At 35.0% G+C, this 18,827-nt stretch carries 20 protein-coding genes; 16 read left to right on the top strand and 4 right to left on the bottom strand.

The window, feature by feature from the left end; genetic code table 11:
- Positions 1 to 55: 55 nt before the first annotated feature.
- Positions 56 to 529, top strand: coding sequence for a glutathione peroxidase (locus tag C7958_RS11980; protein ID WP_111572913.1), 474 nt, complete (start codon positions 56 to 58; stop codon positions 527 to 529).
- A gap of 47 nt (positions 530 to 576) precedes the next feature.
- On the opposite strand, the gene thiI is transcribed toward C7958_RS11980, so the two are convergent.
- Positions 577 to 1,797: a tRNA uracil 4-sulfurtransferase ThiI gene (gene thiI, locus C7958_RS11975; protein ID WP_111572912.1), complete on the bottom strand. Its 1,221-nt coding sequence runs from the start codon at positions 1,795 to 1,797 to the stop codon at positions 577 to 579.
- Positions 1,798 to 1,811: 14 nt separating this feature from the next.
- Positions 1,812 to 2,960, bottom strand: a complete 1,149-nt coding sequence (locus C7958_RS11970) for a cysteine desulfurase family protein (protein ID WP_111572911.1) — start codon at positions 2,958 to 2,960, stop codon at positions 1,812 to 1,814.
- Between the two features lie 250 nt (positions 2,961 to 3,210).
- Here C7958_RS11970 and C7958_RS11965 point away from each other — a divergent pair, with 250 nt between their 5' ends.
- The 10 genes from C7958_RS11965 to pnpS all read left to right on the top strand — a co-directional run bounded on the left by C7958_RS11965 (position 3,211) and on the right by pnpS (position 13,539).
- Entirely contained in the window at positions 3,211 to 3,978 is a 768-nt protein-coding gene (locus C7958_RS11965; RefSeq protein WP_111572910.1) for a TatD family hydrolase, read from the top strand.
- 44 nt (positions 3,979 to 4,022) lie between these two features.
- Positions 4,023 to 4,919 (top strand): Gfo/Idh/MocA family protein, encoded by an 897-nt coding sequence (locus C7958_RS11960; protein ID WP_111572909.1) that lies wholly within the window; start codon positions 4,023 to 4,025, stop codon positions 4,917 to 4,919.
- A 120-nt stretch (positions 4,920 to 5,039) separates the two neighbouring features.
- Positions 5,040 to 5,942, top strand: a complete 903-nt coding sequence (rsmA, locus tag C7958_RS11955) for a 16S rRNA (adenine(1518)-N(6)/adenine(1519)-N(6))-dimethyltransferase RsmA (RefSeq protein ID WP_111572908.1) — start codon at positions 5,040 to 5,042, stop codon at positions 5,940 to 5,942.
- 39 nt (positions 5,943 to 5,981) lie between these two features.
- Positions 5,982 to 6,239 carry an NAD(P)H-dependent oxidoreductase subunit E gene (locus C7958_RS11950; RefSeq protein WP_309250761.1) on the top strand — a complete coding sequence of 86 codons (258 nt, stop codon included), beginning with the start codon at positions 5,982 to 5,984 and terminating at the stop codon, positions 6,237 to 6,239.
- Positions 6,236 to 7,741, top strand: a complete 1,506-nt coding sequence (locus tag C7958_RS11945) for a 4Fe-4S dicluster domain-containing protein (RefSeq protein ID WP_111572906.1) — start codon at positions 6,236 to 6,238, stop codon at positions 7,739 to 7,741. Before C7958_RS11950 ends, C7958_RS11945 begins: the two co-directional genes overlap by 4 nt.
- A gap of 120 nt (positions 7,742 to 7,861) precedes the next feature.
- On the top strand, positions 7,862 to 8,119 hold the full coding sequence (locus C7958_RS11940) for a Veg family protein (RefSeq protein WP_111572905.1): 258 nt from the start codon (positions 7,862 to 7,864) through the stop codon (positions 8,117 to 8,119).
- A gap of 147 nt (positions 8,120 to 8,266) precedes the next feature.
- Positions 8,267 to 9,967 (top strand): Na/Pi cotransporter family protein, encoded by a 1,701-nt coding sequence (locus C7958_RS11935; protein WP_309250760.1) that lies wholly within the window; start codon positions 8,267 to 8,269, stop codon positions 9,965 to 9,967.
- A gap of 440 nt (positions 9,968 to 10,407) precedes the next feature.
- Positions 10,408 to 10,995: a GrpB family protein gene (locus tag C7958_RS11930; RefSeq protein WP_111572903.1), complete on the top strand. Its 588-nt coding sequence runs from the start codon at positions 10,408 to 10,410 to the stop codon at positions 10,993 to 10,995.
- Positions 10,996 to 11,084: 89 nt separating this feature from the next.
- Positions 11,085 to 11,774 (top strand): response regulator, encoded by a 690-nt coding sequence (locus C7958_RS11925; RefSeq protein WP_111572902.1) that lies wholly within the window; start codon positions 11,085 to 11,087, stop codon positions 11,772 to 11,774.
- Positions 11,758 to 13,539: a two-component system histidine kinase PnpS gene (gene pnpS / locus C7958_RS11920; protein ID WP_111572901.1), complete on the top strand. Its 1,782-nt coding sequence runs from the start codon at positions 11,758 to 11,760 to the stop codon at positions 13,537 to 13,539. The genes C7958_RS11925 and pnpS overlap by 17 nt, the downstream gene beginning before the upstream one ends.
- A gap of 284 nt (positions 13,540 to 13,823) precedes the next feature.
- On the opposite strand, the gene C7958_RS11915 is transcribed toward pnpS, so the two are convergent.
- Positions 13,824 to 15,173, bottom strand: a complete 1,350-nt coding sequence (locus C7958_RS11915) for an FAD-dependent oxidoreductase (RefSeq protein ID WP_111572900.1) — start codon at positions 15,171 to 15,173, stop codon at positions 13,824 to 13,826.
- 18 nt (positions 15,174 to 15,191) lie between these two features.
- Positions 15,192 to 15,506: an ArsR/SmtB family transcription factor gene (locus C7958_RS11910; protein ID WP_111572899.1), complete on the bottom strand. Its 315-nt coding sequence runs from the start codon at positions 15,504 to 15,506 to the stop codon at positions 15,192 to 15,194.
- A gap of 185 nt (positions 15,507 to 15,691) precedes the next feature.
- Between C7958_RS11910 and C7958_RS15680 the strand changes: the two genes are divergently transcribed.
- From C7958_RS15680 to C7958_RS11890, 5 genes are all read left to right on the top strand, one after another.
- Positions 15,692 to 15,868: a hypothetical protein gene (locus C7958_RS15680; protein WP_166668718.1), complete on the top strand. Its 177-nt coding sequence runs from the start codon at positions 15,692 to 15,694 to the stop codon at positions 15,866 to 15,868.
- A 103-nt stretch (positions 15,869 to 15,971) separates the two neighbouring features.
- On the top strand, positions 15,972 to 17,051 hold the full coding sequence (gene arsB, locus C7958_RS11905) for an ACR3 family arsenite efflux transporter (RefSeq protein WP_111572898.1): 1,080 nt from the start codon (positions 15,972 to 15,974) through the stop codon (positions 17,049 to 17,051).
- Between the two features lie 41 nt (positions 17,052 to 17,092).
- Positions 17,093 to 17,239: a universal stress protein gene (locus C7958_RS11900; RefSeq protein ID WP_258394142.1), complete on the top strand. Its 147-nt coding sequence runs from the start codon at positions 17,093 to 17,095 to the stop codon at positions 17,237 to 17,239.
- A gap of 219 nt (positions 17,240 to 17,458) precedes the next feature.
- Positions 17,459 to 17,821 (top strand): ArsR/SmtB family transcription factor, encoded by a 363-nt coding sequence (locus C7958_RS11895; protein WP_111572896.1) that lies wholly within the window; start codon positions 17,459 to 17,461, stop codon positions 17,819 to 17,821.
- Positions 17,821 to 18,777, top strand: coding sequence for a permease (locus tag C7958_RS11890; RefSeq protein ID WP_111572895.1), 957 nt, complete (start codon positions 17,821 to 17,823; stop codon positions 18,775 to 18,777). Before C7958_RS11895 ends, C7958_RS11890 begins: the two co-directional genes overlap by 1 nt.
- Positions 18,778 to 18,827: the final 50 nt, after the last annotated feature.

Genomic DNA, 18,827 nt, shown 5'->3' with positions numbered 1-18,827 from the left:
ATATTTTAAATTGTACACAATTTAATTTTACAAAATTCAAAAAGGAGAGATAAAAATGAGTGTATATGATTTTAAAGCAAATGATATTAAAGGAGAAGAGATTAATCTGTCAGATTATAAGGGTAAAGTTTTAATGATAGTAAATACAGCCAGTGAATGTGGACTAACTCCACAATTTGAAGGCTTAGAAGAGCTTTATCAGGAATATGGGGATCAGGGTTTTGAAATTCTGGGATTTCCCTGTAATCAATTTGCCAATCAGGATTCTGGGACAAATGAAGAAATTAAAGAGTTCTGTCAGCTTAATTATGGAGTTAGCTTTAAGATGTTTGAGAAAATAAAAGTTAATGGAAATGATGCTCATCCGTTATTCAAGTTTCTTAAAAAAGAAACTGGATCATTACTTGGAGGTATAATTAAGTGGAATTTTACTAAGTTTTTGATTGATCGGGAAGGAAATGTAGTTAACAGATATGCTCCAACAACTGAGCCGACAAAAACCAGAGCCGATATTGAAGAGTTATTATAAAAGTAAAAAGGAGCAGTATTACTGCTCCTTTTAGTTCTTTATAACAGTTATTCTGCACCTTCATTAATTGTAATAACTTCCATTTTTTCTACTGCCCTATTTACTAGCTTTTCAATTTCTAAGTCTTCTTCTCCAAAATGGATGGTATCGAGTTTGGGCTGGGTGGCAGGGTTGTCAGGCACAAAAATAGTACAGCAGTCTTCATGAGGTCTAATTGAGATCTCATAAGTTCCGATCTTTTTTCCCAGAGCAATAATATCATTTTTATCCATTGTGACTAAAGGACGAAGAACTGGGAATTCAGCGACTTCATCAGAGGAACGGAGTCCTTCTAGGGTCTGGCTTGCCACCTGGCCCAGGCTTTCGCCGGTTACTAGAGCCAGCTCGTTATTTAATTCTGCCAGTCGGTTGGCAATTCTAATCATCATGCGGCGCATAATAGTTACAGTATATCTTCTCGGTGATTTTTTTAATATTTCCTGCTGGATTTCTGTAAAATAAGGAATTTGTAGTTTTATTTCTCCACCATAACGGCTTAAAACCTTTGCCAGGTCAATCACCTTTTCTTTTGCTCGCTCAGAAGTATAAGGAGGAGAATCAAAATAAACTGCATTTAAAGACAAACCTCTTTTTAATCCCAGCCAGCCGGCAACAGGACTGTCAATTCCTCCGGATAAAAGAAGTAATGCTTTACCAGACGACTTAACTGGCAGCCCACCCGGGCCAGCTTCTCGTCTGATGAAAAGATAGATCTTACCCCGTCTGATTTCAATTTCAAAAAGATGCTCAGGCTGATGGACGTCAACACTGAGCGGAGTCTCTGGTCCTTCAACTTCCCTTAAAATCTCTCCTCCAAGCTCTCGATTAAGTTCAGGACTTTCAATCGGAAAAGACTTATCTGCTCTGGTAGTTTCCATTTTAAAAGTAGTGGGATAGTTTTGAACCTCAGCTTTAAAGAGCTTAACCGCCTTATTTTTCAATTTTTCAAAATCCTGATCGTTAAAATCAGCTATTTTTTTGCCAATTCTAAATCTCTGAGCCGGACTTAAAGAAATAATCCCCGGTACGTTTACCAACCGTGCAACAATTTTTTCAATCTGATTACTTTCGGCATAAAGAAAAATTCGCCCGTAAACAGTACTTATTTCAAAATCTCCCAGGTCAGCTGTTGCCCTTTTAATATTTGAAATTAACTGGGAAATAAAATCATTAATATTGTCACCTTTCAGGCCAATTTCTCCATAACGAATAATTATTAAATCATACAAATTTTTTCACCTCATTAAAAAAGTTTAAGAAAATCAATCTGTTCTTTTAAAGTTTTTATAAAATAATCTAGATCATCATTAGTAATGGTGTTATTTAAACTTACCCGGAGTGCACTTTCACTTCTTTTTTGAGAGAGGCCGCAAGCATTGATGATTCTGCTGCCTTGTTTATCAGACGAACAGGCTGAACTGGTCGAAATATAGATTCCCTGACTCTCCAGTGCATGCAGCATAGTTTCCCCTTTGATCCCCGGTAAAGAAAAATTTATAATATGCGGAGCCCCAGCAGCTGGAGAATTAATTACTGCTTCCTCGATTTCCTGCAGTAAGTTAAACAGATATTCTCTTTTTTTAGATAAATCTTTATCAGTATTTTCTGCTGCTGAAAGCTGAGGTAGTTTTTTTACTGCTTCTCTCAGCCCTGCAATCCCGGGAATGTTTTCTGTTCCAGAGCGTAAATTACTTTCCTGACCTCCACCGTAAATCAGAGGTGTTAAATTAGTACCCTTCTTAATATATAAGGCACCTATTCCTTTAGGTCCCTGGATTTTATGGCCGCTAATTGAATAAAGATCGACTGGCCACTGACCTAAATTGCTGTATGTTTTTCCAAAAGCCTGCACCCCATCTACATGAAAAAAGCTGAGTGGATTTTTCTTTTTTATAATCTCGGCAATTTTTTTAGTAGGCTGAATAGTCCCCAGTTCATTATTAACCTGCATAATGCTGACTAAAATTGTTTCCTCAGTAATTAAATTTCTTAAATGCTCAAGGTCCACATGGCCTCCCTGATCAACATTAACTGTATCTACCTGCCAGCCTTCATTTTCTAAAGCATTAAAAAGTTCAGCTACAGAAGAATGTTCAATAGGGGAAGTTATTAGATGTCTGCCCCGATTCTTATAGGCTTTTGTTATTCCTCTAATGGCAAGGTTGTTGCTTTCTGTACCCCCAGATGTAAAAATGACTTCTTTAGCTTTGACGCCGAGATAGTCAGCAATTATCTTTCTGCTCTTTTTCAAAATCTTTTCTGACTTTAATCCAAAACGATGTAGAGAAGAGGGATTTGCATAACTTTTTTCTAAGGCATCAACTACGGCTGCAGTAACCTCCGGCAGTGCCTTAGTAGTTGCGGCATTATCTAAATATATTTCTCTTTCCATTAAACTCACTCCTAATTTAAAACACTAAATTTTATTATACCACCAATAGTAAAAGAAATAAACAGCTAGGGGATAGAAATCAGGTAAAATAATTTATTTATCGCTATATATGATTAAGAATTGAACCAAGTTTTTTGCAATCATTTTATTTTTTAACTTCTAGTGATATAATAAAGATGGTTAATTATAAATATTTTTCTTAAAGAAGCAAATATCATTAGAACTTAAAAAACAACTAGGAGGAAAAAAATTGCGTTTAATAGATACCCATGCTCATCTTGATTTTGATGATTACAATAGAGATAGAGAAGAAGTTTTTAAGAGAGCTCGTGAAATCGGAGTGGAAAAAATAGTTAACATTGGTGCAGATCTGGAAGGAAGTAGGAGGGCTGTTGAACTGGCTGAAAAGTACGATGATATTTATGCCGCAGTAGGGATTCATCCTCATGAGGCAGACTCAGTTAATCAAAAGAGTCTGGCTGAAATAATAAAATTAGCTGCTTCTTCTCGAGTCAAGGCAATTGGTGAATGTGGACTTGATTTTTATTATGATAACTCACCCCGGCAAACTCAAAAAGAAGCTTTTAAAAAACAGCTTGATTTAGCGCTGGAGCTTAAACTGCCGGTTGTTGTTCATTCACGAGAGGCGATAGCTGAAACATTAAAAATTATAGATCAGACAGCTGACTTTGCGGAAAATTTAATTTTTCACTGTTATGCTTATGGGCCAGAAGAGATTGAGGAAATAATAAAAAGAGATTATTATGTAGCTTTTGGCGGTTTAATTACTTTTAAAAACGCTCAGCCAATCAGAGATGCCTTAAAAAAAATGCCTTTAAATAGAATTCTGCTGGAAACTGATGCTCCTTATCTGACTCCAGCTCCTAATAGAGGGAAAAGAAATGAACCAGCTTATTTAGAGCATATTGTAAAAAAAGCGGCAGAAGTTAAAGGGATTAGAGCTGAGGAAATGGGTAAAATTACAACTGAGAATGCCGAAAGAATCTATAATTTTTAGCTTAAAATTAAATTCAAATAAAATTAAACCGGGAGGCAGCTAAAATGAAAATTGGAATTATTGGACTGGGTGATATTGCACAAAAAGCCTATCTACCATTAATTACTCAGCTGGAAGAGGTGGAACCATATTTCTGTACCAGAACTGAAAGTACACTTCAGCAGCTTGGCAAAAAGTATAGAGTTGATAAACTTTTTACTTCCTTAGAAGAGCTTTTAAAAGAAGATTTAGATGCGGCATTTGTTCATGCTGCTACAGAGGCCCATTATTCTTTAGTAAAAAAACTGCTGCAAAATGAAATTCCTACTTTTGTTGATAAACCAATTAGCTATCATTTAAAACAGACGGAAGAGTTAATCCGACTGGCCAAAGAAAATAATGTGGTTTTAATGACTGGTTTTAACCGCCGCTATGTTCCAACTTATCGTTCGCTTCTGGAAATTGAAAAACCTCAAACAATTATTATGGAAAAAAATAGAACTCATCAGCCTGGAGAGCCCCGCAGTTTTATTCTAGATGACTTTATTCATGTAATAGACACTATTTCTTATTTAATGGGAGAAGTTAATCTCGATCAAATTGAAGTTAACAAAATTAAGCGGAAAAACAAACTTATTCAGGTGCTTGTAACTCTCAAAAATGGAGAAAATACAGCAGTTGGAATTATGAACCGTGATAATGCAATTACTGAAGAAACACTTGAAGTAATGGGGCTGAAAGTAAAGAAAAAAATTAAAAATATTACTCAGATAGTTGATTACACAGCTAATGGAGAAAAATTTTCTCAGACTGCAGGCTGGAATAAAATGGGATATGATCGCGGTTTTGTAGATATGATTGCCGAATTTTTAAAGAGGGTTAAAATGGGACAAAATGACAAAGAGGAACTGGCAGCTGATTTATTAACTCATCGTCTGGCCGCAAAAGTGATTGAAGCATAGTACTAAGTAGTTTTTTAAAGTTTAAGATGGTTCTTTTTCTTAGAACTTAATTTTTGCCTGATTTAAGCAAATATGATAAAATTATAACAAATAATAAATTAAGGATGATTTAAAATTAATATGGAAAATAAAATTGCAACACCTTCGGAAACGAAAAAGATTCTCCGCCAGCACAATTTAAACTTAAAAAAGAGTCTGGGTCAGAACTTTTTAGTTGACTCAAATATCATTGACATTATTACCGCAGCAGCAGATATTAAAGGTGATGAATTTTTAATTGAAATTGGACCTGGAATAGGTTCTTTAACTCAGTCACTTTTAGAAAAACTGGACAGTGGTAAAATGCTGGCAGTAGAAAAAGATGCTGCCATGGTAGGAGTTCTAGAGGATATTTTTGCGGGAGAAGAAAGACTTTCTCTTCTCAATCAGGATGCGTTAAAAACAAACTGGGAAGAAATGGTGACTGAACATAATACTGAGAATAGGAAGATAAAGCTGATTGCAAATCTCCCCTATTATGTGACAACTCCCATTATTATGGGAGTTTTAGAAAGTGAACTTGAGCTGGAACAGATGGTTTTTATGGTGCAAAAGGAAGTTGGAGAAAGAATCTGTGCTGGCCCGGAAACCAAAAAATTTGGTTCTTTAAGTGTGGCAGTTCAGTATCACATGCAGCCGGAGATTGTTCATCAAGTACCAGCTTCAGTATTTATTCCACAGCCCGATGTTGATTCAGTGATTGTTAGTTTATCACCATATGAAGAAAATATTTATCAGGAAAAGGTAATAAGTAAAAAGTTCTTTTTCCAGATTGTTAAATCTATTTTTCAGCAGCGCCGCAAAACTCTGCGCAACAGTTTGAGCAAATCTGCGGTAATTAATCTTGATCGGGATCTTGTAACTCAGGCTCTGGAGGATGAGGGAATTGGACTGAAAAAAAGAGGAGAAAAGCTATCAATTTCTGAGATGATTTCTATCAGCAATAGAATTTATAAAATGAGAAACAAAGCAGAATCTAATTAAGTAGAAGTTTATAAATAAAAGTTATGGTTTAATGAATTTTTGAGAGGAGGCAGAAAAATGGTTAAAGTAAAGATTTGTGCAGGCAGTCACTGCTCACTTGTAGGAGCCTTAAATATTTTAGAGACTTTAGAAGAACTGCAGAAAGAATATCCCGACCAGATTCAGATTGAAAGAGTTGAATGTCTGGATAAGTGTGAGGATATCAAAAAAGCTCCAGTTGTTAAAGTTGATGATGAACTTATTACTTCAGCTCAGAATCAGATTGTAATCAGTAAAGTAATGGAGAGGATAAAATGAGCAAACTAAAGGGTATTTATACTGATATAGTAAAAATCCGACGGATGGTCTTTGCTGAGCTGGCCGGTCTTGCTCTCAAAGATGCAAAGTGTGAAGAATTTGATAAAATTCCTTATCGGATTATTGACACCGAAGAAGCTACATATCGCTCAAGTATTTTTAAAGAAAGAGCAATAGTTGCTGCTCGAGTCCGGATGGGACTGGGTATGGATTATGAAATAAACCAGGAACATAAATTGCTTTCAGAAGGAATCAGAGATTTCTTAAATAATGATAATCAGTTAAAAGAACCGCTGGTCAATGTCATTCGCTTTGCCTGTGAAAAATGCCCGACTAATGCTCATTTTGTCACCAATAACTGCCGTAAATGTCTAGCGCATCCCTGCAGTATTGTCTGTCCGGTAGATGCAGTTAGTATTGAAGAGCATGCGGCTGTAATTGATCAGGAAAAGTGTATTAATTGTGGTAAATGTAAAGAAGCATGTCCCTATGAGGCGATTGTTAATTATGAGCGACCCTGTGCAGCTGCCTGTGGTGTTGGTGCTATAGAAAGTGATGACTATAACCGAGCCAGAATTAATCAAAATAAATGTGTCAGCTGCGGACAGTGTATTATCGCCTGTCCTTTTGGAGCTATTGCCGATAAGTCTATGATCTATCAGCTCTTAAAATCAATTAATAGGGGAGAAGATGTGCGGGCAATTATTGCACCTTCTTTTGTGGGTCAGTTTGGACCTCTGGTTTCTGCGGAAAAAATTGTAGCTGCCTTAAAAAAACTAGGAATGAAAGAAGTGCGAGAGGTCAGCCTGGGAGCAGACTTTGCTTCTCTGCATGAGGCTGAATTATTTGCCGAAGATGTTCCGGAAGAGCAGCCTTATCTTGGAACTTCCTGCTGTCCGTCCTGGACTTATATTGCAGATAAACATGTACCTGAGGTTAGAGAAAATATTTCAGAGTCCAGTTCCCCAATGATTTTTGCAGCCCAGTCTGTAAAAGAAAATAATCAGGACAGTAAAGTTGTCTTTATTGGTCCCTGTGTTTCTAAAAAACTGGAAGCTTTAAGTAAAAAAGTTAAAGATGAGGTGGATTTTGTAATTACTTTTGAAGAACTGGCAGCAATATTTGTAGCAGCAGATATTGAGCTGACTAAAGTTGATGCTGAAGAAGAAATCAATGATGCTTCCTATTATGGTCGTGCTTATGCCAATGCCGGTGGGGTAGCAGAAGCTATCAGGCAGAATTTAAAAGAAAAATATGAGATTGATCCTCCAATTACTAAAGCAGATGGGCTAGCAGATTGCAAAAAAACTTTAATGAAGGCAAAAGCTGGTGTGCTTGAGGGTCACTTGATTGAGGGAATGGCCTGTGAAGGTGGCTGTGTTGGAGGTCCTGGTACTTTACTGGCAACAAACCGTGGGGCTAAAAATGTAAGTAAGTTTGCTGATCAATCTCCATATAAATTTGCTTTTGAAAATGATAAGCTAAATGAGACAGATAAATAATCCATTTTGGTAGATAAAATATTTTTTTAACTTAAAAATCTTGTTATCCGGATTTTTGCTAAAGCAGACATCTTATGATATAATTACTTTTGAATTGTTTTTTAAAATGAGGTGAATCTGATGGAAGAAAATGTTCTGGATAAAATAAAAGAGGAAGTAAAATCTTTTGTTGGCCACCGAGTCAGTGTTAAGGCTAATCGGGGTAGGCGAAAAGCTGTGGAAAAAGAAGGTGTTTTAGAAAAAACGCATGAGAATGTTTTTATAGTGAGGATTAAAGATCACAACCAAATTAGGCGGCTGTCTTATTCTTATTCTGATTTATTAACAGATAATGTTGTCGTTAAATCTAAAGATGATGAGGTTAAGATAGGAGTTTGATTTTAGATAGAGTAAATAAATTTAATAGAGCAGCCCGGGGCGGCTGCTTTTTTTCCTGCTATTTTTTATTAAAAAAATATGATTTGATTATTATAACAAAATAAGATAATAACAGGATAATCTAATAATATGAAAGGGGAGATAGGCTTGGGATTTGATATGGCTATAAGTTTACTTGGTGGTCTGGGTATCTTTATTTATGGTATGAAGCAGATGAGTGAGGGTTTACAGAAAACCGCCGGTAAAAGACTGCGTCATTTTTTAGCTGCTATGACCTCAAAACCAATTATGGGTGTTGGAGTTGGAACAATAATTACTGCAATTATCCAGAGTAGTAGTGCTACAACAGTTATGGTTGTAGGTTTTGTTAATGCAGGGTTGATGACTCTGTTCCAGTCGGTTGGAGTTATTATGGGTGCCAATATTGGTACTACAGTAACTGCTCAGTTAATTGCATTTAAGCTTGGTGATTATGCTCTTCATGCAATTGCAATTGGTTCTTTTACATATCTATTTTCTAAAAGCAAAAAGTTTCAATATATTGGACAGGTTTTACTTGGTTTCGGTTTATTATTTTTAGGGCTGGAAACAATGGGAGATACAATGGCTCCTTTAGAAGATTCAGTTGTTTTTGTCAACTGGATGGAAAGTTTTGCCCAGTATCCTATTTTAGGTGTATTAACTGGTATTGTTGTCACAGTTGCTGTTCAGAGTAGTTCTGCTTCATTTGGTATTTTATTAGGTCTTGTTACAGCAGGAGCGATTCATTACGAAGCTGCCATCCCAATTCTTTTAGGTAGTAACATTGGTACAACTGTTACTGCAATTTTATCTGCTATTGGAGCCAACTTAACTGCTAAGAGAGCAGCTGCCGCCCACTTTTTATTCAATGTACTGGGTGCCAGTATTATGATAGCGTTTTTATATATAGTTCCTGATTTTGCTGGATTTATTGAGAATTTTATTTTAGATATTAGCGGCTTTTTTGGTCAGATTAATCCTTCCGAAGAGAGATTGCTGGCCAATACACATACCTTTTTTAATATTTTAAATACTATGCTCTGGCTGCCATTTACAGGTTTTATGGTTTATTTAGTTAAAAAAATGCTGCCAGGAGAAGACTTGACTTTAAAAAGAGGAACTACTTTTATTGATGAGAGAATGTTAAGCACTCCTTATGTTGCAATTGATCAGGTTAAAAAGGAGATTGTAGCAATGGGAGGAATTTCCCGGGATATGGTTTGTGAGTCTGTAGAGGGATTTTTGAACAAAGACGGAGATGTAGTTAAAAAAATAAGGAGACACGAAGATATAGTTAATGAAATGGAAGAAGAATTACTTCACTTTATTCAGAAAATACCACAGGGTCAATTAAATGATGTAGATATTAGAACTTTAGATAAATATTTTGCAGTTGTTGATGATATTGAAAGCATTGCTGATGATGCTGATGATATTGCAGAATTAATTGAAAATCGTCTTGAAAACAAACTTAAATTTTCAAGTGATGCTCAGTCCACTATTCAGGAAGTATATTCTATTGTCTGTAATGTATTAGATAAAACTATAGAGTTAATTAAGACTGATAATTTAGAAATTGCTGCTGAGATTTTAGAAGCAGAAGAAAAATTAGACCAGATGCAGATTCAGTTTAGAAAAGAAAGTATCAGCAGAATTAAAAGTTCCGATAAAAGTATCAATGATCCAAATTCAGGTATAATACTTTTAGAACTTCTTGATGATCTCGAACATATCAGTGATCAAATGGCTGATATTGCTTATAGTGTAATTGAAATTTATGAAGATGATGGTACAGGTAGAGATGTTCAGGAAGTGGATGTAGTATAAGTTTACAAAGATTTAACATTTAAATAGCTTTATTTGGGTGGAGCCTCCTTTTTATAGGAGGCTCTTTTTGCTATAATGGAGATAAGGATTATCTGATTTAGCCACAGACTCCATTAACGCTTTTCATATATAATTTATTTGGGACTGCCTTAACTCACTTTGGTCAGACAATAGGCAGTCTATTTCCAAATAAATTATAATCAAAGCTATTCCGTCTGAAGTACTAAATCAGATAAATCTTTTCTCTGAAGAATACTTGGAGTTTGTGCATGTATCTTAGTTTAACGAATTGTTTTAATGATAAAACAATAAAATCTAATCAAGGCTATTCCGACTAAAGTCTCAATTTAAGTAAATCCTTTTCTTTGGGGATACTTGAAATATGAGTAGGTATCTTAAGTTTAATTAATTGTTTTAATGATGGTTTAAGGAGGTTTTCAATGAGCAAATCACTTTCTGAGATGTCACTGGAGGAGCTGTGGCAGCTTTTTCCGATTATTTTAAAGGAACATAAGCCTGAATATAAAAATTGGTATTTAGAAGAAAAAGAAAGGCTGAAGGAGATTTTGTCAGCTAAAAGTATTGCCCGAATCAATCATATTGGTAGTACTGCAGTCCCAGGACTGCTGGCAAAACCGACGGTTGATATTTTGCTTGAAATTAACAGAAGCTCTGAGCTTTCAAAAGTGGAAAGTAGGCTTAAAAATACAGGCTGGATTTTGATGCATAGAAATCAAGAAGACGAAGAACTGGACCTGGTTTTTAATAAAGGATACACACCAGAAGGATTCGCAGACAGGGTTTTTCACCTTCATTTACGTTATTTAGGTGATTGGGATGAATTGTATTTTAGGGACTATTTAATTGCTCATCCTGAAATTGCAGAAAAATATGGAAAACTAAAGGAGAAATTAAAAAAAGAATATAAGCATAACCGAGATGGTTATACTGAGGCTAAAACTGAATTTATTAAGAAGTGGACTGCTGAAGCCAGAAAAGAAATTAAAAATAAATATTTAGCTGAATAAAAATAAAAAACTTACTTTTGATTGATAAAATCAAATCCTTACAGAACTTTATTTAACAATTAAAAATAAGAAATCCGGGAGGATTTATAATGAAAAAAATACTTGTAGTTGAAGATGAAAAAAATATTAGAGAATTAATTAAATTTAATCTGGACAACTCAGGTTATCAGGTTGAAACTGCTGCGGATGGACGAGAGGCTCTGGATAAACTTTCAGAAGAAACTGATCTGGTAGTTTTAGATTTAATGCTGCCAGAAATTGATGGGATGGAAATCTGCCGCCGGATGAGAAGCAGTGAAGAGCTGCGTCAGATCCCAATAATTATGCTGACTGCTAAGGGTGAGGAAGTTGAGAGGATTCTGGGCCTGGAAATGGGAGCAGATGATTATATGACTAAACCATTTAGTCCCAGGGAACTGGTGGCTCGAATTAAAGCGATTTTTAGACGTCTCAAAGAATTTAAAGCAGATAGTGAACAATTAAAAGATGAGATAATTGAAGCAGGTAAATTGAAATTAGATATTTCCAGACACGAGGTTCTTTATGATCAAGAAAAGATAGTCTTAACCCCAAAAGAATTTGAACTGCTCCGTTATCTGGTGATTAATCAGGGACGAGTTTTAAGCCGTGATTTACTTTTAGAAAAAATATGGGGCTATGAATATGCCGGAGACACTCGAACAGTTGATGTTCATGTCAGAAGACTCCGCAAAAAGATTAAAGCTGATTATATAGTCACAGTCAGAGGGGTGGGTTATAAATTTGTTAAAATGGAATAAGCTAGGTATAAAAAACCGTTTAATTATTATTTTTATTGTGATTCAACTCTTGATAATTGGCTTAAGCTTTTATTATTTTAGTTCAAATCACCGTGAATTTTATCTAGAACAGGAAAAGATTAGTCTGGAGCATTATTCTCAGTTAATGCTTAACAATATTGAAATAGAAGAAATATTAACTTCAAGCCAGAGTCTTGAAATTAAGGCAGCTGAATGGTCGGATGATTCAGAAACCAGAATTACTATTATTGCTGCTGATGGTCAGGTGCTGGCAGATTCACATTATGATATTAATGAAATGGATAATCATCGTGACCGTCCTGAAGTTGTGCAGGCAATTCGCAGCGGCAGCTCCGGTAATGCAATTCGTTATAGTAACACAATAGGCGAAGAAATGCTCTACTATGCTGTTCCAGTAAGAGAGCAGGGGGACCTGATTGGAATTTTAAGAACTGCTCGTCCACTTGAGTTTATTAGAAGTGTTTTAATTGAAGATATTAAGAGTTATTTATTTTTCTTTGTTATACTGGCAGTAATTACAATTATTTTAGGCTGGCGGCTAACCAATAGTATAGTTAAACCCCTGGAGACAGTGACAGAAACTGCAGAAAAAATTTCGGAAGGTGATTTAACCCAGCGCATACCTGTTAGAAAGTATAATAGTGAAATTGAAAAGCTGGCCCGGATGTTTAACTACATGGCTGAAGAGCTGGAAGAAAAGATTACCGAGATCTCTCAGGAGAAAAATAGAATCGAAGCAATCCTGGAAAGTATGGTAGATGGTGTAATAGCAGTTGATAAAGAAGGAAAAATTTCTTTAATTAATCCTGCAGCCCGCAGAATTTTTAATATTGAAGCCGAAAAAATAAAGGGAAAGGAAATTATAAGTTCCCTTTTCAACCATCGAATAGATATGTATTTACAGCGGGCATTTGATAAAAAGGAAAGTATCAGCAGGGAGATTAAATATAAGAATCCAGAACAGAAAATTATTCAGGCTACATTTATACCTCTGCTTGATGATCAGGACAATATAAATGGTGGTGTAATTGTTTTAACTGATATTACAGAGCTGAGAAAATTGGAGACAGTTCGCAATGATTTTGTGGCCAATGTTTCTCACGAATTGAGAACTCCCCTTACTTCGATGGTGGGTTATCTTGACACACTTTTAGAAAGTGATATTGAAGATCAGGAGACTAGAGATAGATTTTTAAGGATAATTAAAGAAGAGACTGATCGACTTTCAATTTTAATTAAAGACCTCTTTAATTTATCAAAGATTGAGTCACAGAGTTTTGATTTAAAGGTAGAAAACTTTGAAGAAGTATTAACCAAAGTGGTGAACTTGCTGGAGAAAAATGCTGAAAACAAGAAAATTGATTTTACAGTTCAAATACCTGATAATTTATCACCTGTTTATATGGTCAGGGAACAGATTAAACAGGTATTAATAAATTTAATTGATAATGCAATTAAATATACTCCAGCCGGGGGAAAGATTGAGGTTAAAGTAGAAAAAGAGGGAGATAAAGTCTATTTTTTCGTTAAAGATAATGGTATAGGAATCCCAAAGGCTGATCAGGAAAGAATTTTTGAAAGATTTTACAGAGTAGATAAGGCGCGTAGTCGAGTTCTTGGCGGTACGGGTATCGGACTCTCAATTGTACGCAATATTGTTAAACAGCACGGTAGTGAAATCCAGGTTAAGAGTAGAGAAGGTGAAGGCAGTGAATTTTACTTCTATTTAAAGGCTGCTGAATAAAAGTATGTGTGATATATCATAGATACCAGGTAAAAAAAGGGCTTTTTGTACCTAGTACAGGTGAAAAAAATACAATCTGAAGCAGAAAGAGCTCCTACCACTTATTATTTTGAGGTAGGGACTCTTTTAAGATTTTAATTTAATAATTATTTAATAATTCTCATCACTTAGTATATCAGTTTGTTGAAATAATATAAACTTTATTCTGATTTACTCATAAACCCTTAGCATTTTCTTAATCACTTTTTTATTTTTAAGGCTTTCAGTATTATTATAATAGTATATTAAAATTCAAGTTCAAGCTGCTGTACAGCTTTCTGAACAGGATCCCAGGGACTGCTTAAAGGCGGAGTGTAGCTTAAATCAAGCTGACTGAATTTTTCGATAGTCATTTGATTATAAATGGAAGCTGCAAAAATATCAATTCGCTTTGATATTTCAGCATAGTAACTGCCTAAAATTTGAGCTCCGATAATCCGCTGGGTATTTTGATCGGCAATGACTTTGATATAAGTTTTATAAGAAGGAGGATAGTAGGCTTTGTGATCATCAGTTGTAATTTCTGTGCTGATAGGATCAAAGCCAGCTGCTATTGCTTCTTTTTCATTAAGACCGGTTCTGCTTATTACCTGATCAAAAAGTTTAATTGACTGAGTTCCAATAGAACCATCAAAATAACTTGTTTGACCACAGATATTGCTGCCGATGATACGCCCATGTTTATGGGCTACTGTACCCAGTGCATAATATCTGTAGTCTCCTGTTAAAAAGTCCAGAGTTTCTGCACAGTCACCACCAGCATAAATATCTTTAAGATTTGTCTCCATTTTTTGATTAACTTTAAAGGCTCCCCGCTCATTTGTTGCCAGCTCTGTATCCTCTGCCAGAAAAGAGTTGGGCATTGTTCCAACTGAGACAATTGCTGTATCTACTTTAAGATTTAAATTATTACTGCCGCTGATCTTAAGGCCCGAATCAGTTTTTTCTATATTTTTCACTTCAGTATTTAAAATAACTTCAATTCCTTCTGCTTCCAGCTTTTCTTTAATTAACTTTCTAAATTTAAGATTTACAGTAGTTAAAATACTGTCCATAAATTCAATTACTGTCACTTTCAGGCCGCGTTTACTTAAGGCATCTGCCATTTCAAGCCCTACATAACCGCCGCCAATTACAGCTGCTTTTTGAGGCTGATTTTTTTTGATGAAATTATCACAAGCAAGGGCATCATCCATCCAGCGCATAAAAAATACTTCTGGCAGCTCCAGACCACTAATTGGCGGTTCAATATTGACTCCACCAGTGCCCAGAACCAGCTTTTCATAATATATTTCCTGTCTGCCTTCAGCATTAACAGCAATTATTTTTTTCTTTTCAGGGATGATTTTTTCCACCCTGGTTTCCAATAGCAGTTCCATTCCAGCATTTTTAAGATCCTTTTTTTTACGGTGAGCAAGATTAGAAGATTCAACAACTTCCCCCCCAATAAAAAAAGGGATTCCACAGATACTAAAATTGGGAAAATTATTATCAGCAATCACCAGTGGTTTAAGACTTGGATCAAGTTCTCTAATTCTGAGAGCAGCGCTAATCCCGACATCACTTGCTCCAATAATTACCACATCTTTTTTCATTTGCTCAGCTCCTTTAAGTTAATCACAATTAATTTTTGTACACTGACAGTCTTCTTCATAGTTTGTTAGAATATTATTCAGCTCGTTTTTAATTAAAGCAATATTTTCTTCGTTTAAGCTGTAATCTATCCAGCGTCCCCTTTTTGAAGCTTTAATTAGCCTAGCTTCTTTTAAAATTTTTAAATGGTGGGAAACATTAGGCTGACTGATTTCTAAAATATTGACAAAATGACAGCTGCATAAGCTTTCACAGCTTAAAAGGTTAATTATTTGGAGTCTGTTTTCATCAGCAATTGCCTTTAACAGTTTTACGATTTTTTTATTATCGACCATTATTAATCAATCCTTAAATTAATATATTTAAATCTATTTATATATTATTAAAAAAAGATTCCTTTGTCAAGTAAATTAACTGTCGAAATAATTATTATTTGTAAGCTAATTGCTAAATTTTTATTAATCAATGCTTTAAAATATAAAATAAGCTATCAGAATTCGCTGGTCAGCAGGCTGTAGATATGCCACCTCGAGTGGAAATAGGAAAACCTAAAGATGAGACCTCTTATTTTAGAAAAGAAAATTATAAAGATATTAGTGTCTATATTTTGGAAAAAGTTAATGATCAAAAATTGGAGAATAAAACTATGGTATTTAAGAAGGGCTTTGGTATTTTTAAAAGAATTGTTATAGAATAGAGTAAACTAATTGATTTCCAGGCTTGACAAAATTTTTTTTTAAGCTTATAATATGAGTGAAATCGAATATAAACATATAAAAATAAAATTGGAGGATTCTATAATGAATAAAAAAGAAGAAAATGTTCAGGAAGCAGTCGATAAAGGCTTAGGTATTTTTGAAAAATATTTAACGGTCTGGGTTGCAATCTGTATAGCTGCTGGGGTTGCAATTGGTCGTTTGTGGCCGGCATTTCCGGATACTTTAAGCCGCTGGGAATACGCTCAGGTTTCAATTCCGGTGGCAATATTGATCTGGTTTATGATTTACCCAATGATGGTTCAGATTGATTTTAGCAGTATTCTGGAGGCTGGTAAAAAGCCCAAAGGTTTGACAGTTACTCTGGTATCTAACTGGTTAATTAAACCTTTCAGTATGTATTTCTTTGGCTGGTTATTTATTCGCGTCTTTTTTCAAAATTTTATTCCAGCAGATTTAGGTGTCCAGTATGTTGCTGGAATGATTTTGCTTGGTTCAGCTCCCTGTACTGCGATGGTATTTGTCTGGAGTTATCTAACAGATGGTGATCCCGCTTATACCTTAATTCAGGTTGCAGTTAATGATCTGGTTTTAGTTTTTGCCTATGCACCTCTGGTAATGTTCCTGCTGGGCTTAAGTGATATGACAGTTCCCTGGAATACAATTTTATTATCTGTTATTTTATATATAGTTGTACCACTTCTGGCCGGTTATATTTCTCGAAAATACTTAATTAAAAATAAGGGGCTTGAATGGTTTGAGAATGTATTTTTATCTAAACTAAGTAATTTTACGGTAATTGGTTTATTATTAACTTTAATAATCTTATTCTCGTTCCAGGGAGATGTAATTATCAATAATCCTCTACACATATTATTGATTGCAATTCCTTTAACTATTCAGACCTTTTTCATTTTCACTATTGCTTATGGCTGGGGTAAGTTATGGAAAATAGATCATTCAGTAGCTGCACCGGCTGGAATGATTGGAGCCAGCAACTTCTTTGAACTGGCAGTTGCCGCTGCAATTTCAATTTTTGGAATTGGTTCTGGAGCAGCACTGGCTACAGTAGTTGGAGTGCTGGTTGAGGTTCCTGTAATGCTGGCGCTAGTTAAAATTGCAAATAAAACCCGTCATTATTTTCCGCAAGTAGAAAATAACTAGTAATCAATAATTTATTTACTGATGGGACAAATTGCAAATAACTGTTTGTTCAAAAAGATGCAGGTTTAATTATAATGTCTACTAGAGGTTCTGGATTTATGGAAGGCATCTTAGTAGGTAGTACTGCTGAACAGGTTGCTCTGAGATCTCCGCTCCCTGTACTGCTGGTTCCCTGTAAAAATAAATAAGTACTAATTGACACCTGCTTTTACTAATGTGAGCAGGTGTTTTTTTATGCTGAATATATCTATTATATTATTTGTCATCAGAAATAGATGCTGCTATAGTAGTTTTAATCTAACTTTGCTCTTTGATATTAATATAAGTTTAAAAATTAATTTGACATAAAAAATATAATACTATACAATCATATTAGTTAATATTAATATGAAAACGAGGGAGTGCTTATGGAAGAATTACTTAATTTTTTAAAATGCATAGCTGATGAAAATCGTCTTAAAATATTAAAACTGCTCTTAGATGGCCAGTACTGTGTCTGTCAGCTGCAGAAATTACTTGATAAATCTCAGTCCAGTGTATCTCAGCATCTGAGTTATTTTAAAGAGCTTGAGCTATTAGATGAAGAAAAAAGCGGTAAGTGGATTTATTACTCTATAGATAGAAGTGTTTATGATAGTTATCTGGCAAAACTTATTTCTTTAAAGGCTAGTTCACTAATTGATTTAAACTTGGCAGAACTTAAAAATGAAATTGATACTTTAGATACAGCTGCAGTAATTAAAACAGGTTCTCAGGGAGGTTGCTGTTAGTGTTTATAATATTTGAGAGATTTGCAGATTTAGTGGCTTATAGTTTGTTTGGCCTTCAAGCCGGAACCAGGCTGGGAGAGTCAGTTCACTTCTTTTTCTATGATACAACTAAGATTATTTTCTTACTTTCAATAATGATCTTTTTTATTTCAATTGTGAGGAGCTATTTTCCACCAGAAAAAACAAAAAAACTTTTAAGTAATTATAGAAAAATAACAGGCCATGTTATGGCCTCACTTCTGGGAGTTGTGACACCATTCTGTTCCTGTTCTTCAGTGCCAATTTTTATTGGTTTTGTGGAGTCAGGAATTCCACTGGGAATCACGTTTTCCTTTTTAATTACTTCACCAATAGTTAATGAGGTGGCCCTGGTGATGCTTTATACAATCTTTGGCTGGAAAATTGGAACGCTCTATCTGGTCAGCGGTATTTTAGTTGGAATAGTTGGTGGAATTGTCATTGAAACACTTGGTATGGAAAAACAGGTTGAAGAATATGTTTATCAGATCAGCTCCGGTGAAAGTGAAGTTGAAGAGTTAGACTGGAGTGATAGAATTGATTTCGCCAAGGCAGAAGTTAAAGAAATTGTGAGCCGTGTCTGGAAATATGTAATAATTGGTATTGGAATTGGAGCAGCAATCCACGGTTATGCACCTGCCGAACTGCTGGCTGAATATGCGGGAGCAGATAACCCTTTATCTGTAATTGCAGCAGTTATTGTTGGAATTCCACTTTACTCTAATGCTGTGGGAACAATTCCGATAGTGGAAGCTTTGATGGGAAAAGGAGTTGCTTTAGGAACTGCCTTGAGTTTTATGATGGCTACTACAGCTTTATCTTTACCAGCAATGATTATTTTACGTAAAGTTATAAAGCCAAAGCTAATTACAGTTTTTGTAACAGTTGTTGGAGTTTCAATTATTGGTGTTGGTTATATGTTTAACTTTATAATGTAATATAGTTTAGTACCAGGTACAAATCAATTGATTTGTACCTGGTTAAAAAG

This window comes from Halanaerobium saccharolyticum (assembly GCF_003259895.1).
Taxonomy (GTDB): Bacteria; Bacillota; Halanaerobiia; order Halanaerobiales; family Halanaerobiaceae; genus Halanaerobium; species Halanaerobium saccharolyticum_A.
Note: the sequence above shows the minus strand (reverse complement) of the source record. Positions and strands in the feature narration are given on the sequence as shown.

What these genes read in the sequence shown, in the direction of transcription:
- C7958_RS11980 (WP_111572913.1), top strand. Translation starts at nt 56, where the DNA reads ATGAGTGTATATGATTTTAAAGCAAATGATATTAAAGGAGAAGAGATT.
- C7958_RS11970 (WP_111572911.1), bottom strand. Translation starts at nt 2,960, where the DNA reads ATGGAAAGAGAAATATATTTAGATAATGCCGCAACTACTAAGGCACTG.
- C7958_RS11960 (WP_111572909.1), top strand. Translation starts at nt 4,023, where the DNA reads ATGAAAATTGGAATTATTGGACTGGGTGATATTGCACAAAAAGCCTAT.
- rsmA (WP_111572908.1), top strand. Translation starts at nt 5,040, where the DNA reads ATGGAAAATAAAATTGCAACACCTTCGGAAACGAAAAAGATTCTCCGC.
- C7958_RS11945 (WP_111572906.1), top strand. Translation starts at nt 6,236, where the DNA reads ATGAGCAAACTAAAGGGTATTTATACTGATATAGTAAAAATCCGACGG.
- C7958_RS11940 (WP_111572905.1), top strand. Translation starts at nt 7,862, where the DNA reads ATGGAAGAAAATGTTCTGGATAAAATAAAAGAGGAAGTAAAATCTTTT.
- C7958_RS11930 (WP_111572903.1), top strand. Translation starts at nt 10,408, where the DNA reads ATGAGCAAATCACTTTCTGAGATGTCACTGGAGGAGCTGTGGCAGCTT.
- C7958_RS11925 (WP_111572902.1), top strand. Translation starts at nt 11,085, where the DNA reads ATGAAAAAAATACTTGTAGTTGAAGATGAAAAAAATATTAGAGAATTA.
- C7958_RS11915 (WP_111572900.1), bottom strand. Translation starts at nt 15,173, where the DNA reads ATGAAAAAAGATGTGGTAATTATTGGAGCAAGTGATGTCGGGATTAGC.
- C7958_RS11910 (WP_111572899.1), bottom strand. Translation starts at nt 15,506, where the DNA reads ATGGTCGATAATAAAAAAATCGTAAAACTGTTAAAGGCAATTGCTGAT.
- C7958_RS15680 (WP_166668718.1), top strand. Translation starts at nt 15,692, where the DNA reads ATGCCACCTCGAGTGGAAATAGGAAAACCTAAAGATGAGACCTCTTAT.
- arsB (WP_111572898.1), top strand. Translation starts at nt 15,972, where the DNA reads ATGAATAAAAAAGAAGAAAATGTTCAGGAAGCAGTCGATAAAGGCTTA.
- C7958_RS11895 (WP_111572896.1), top strand. Translation starts at nt 17,459, where the DNA reads ATGGAAGAATTACTTAATTTTTTAAAATGCATAGCTGATGAAAATCGT.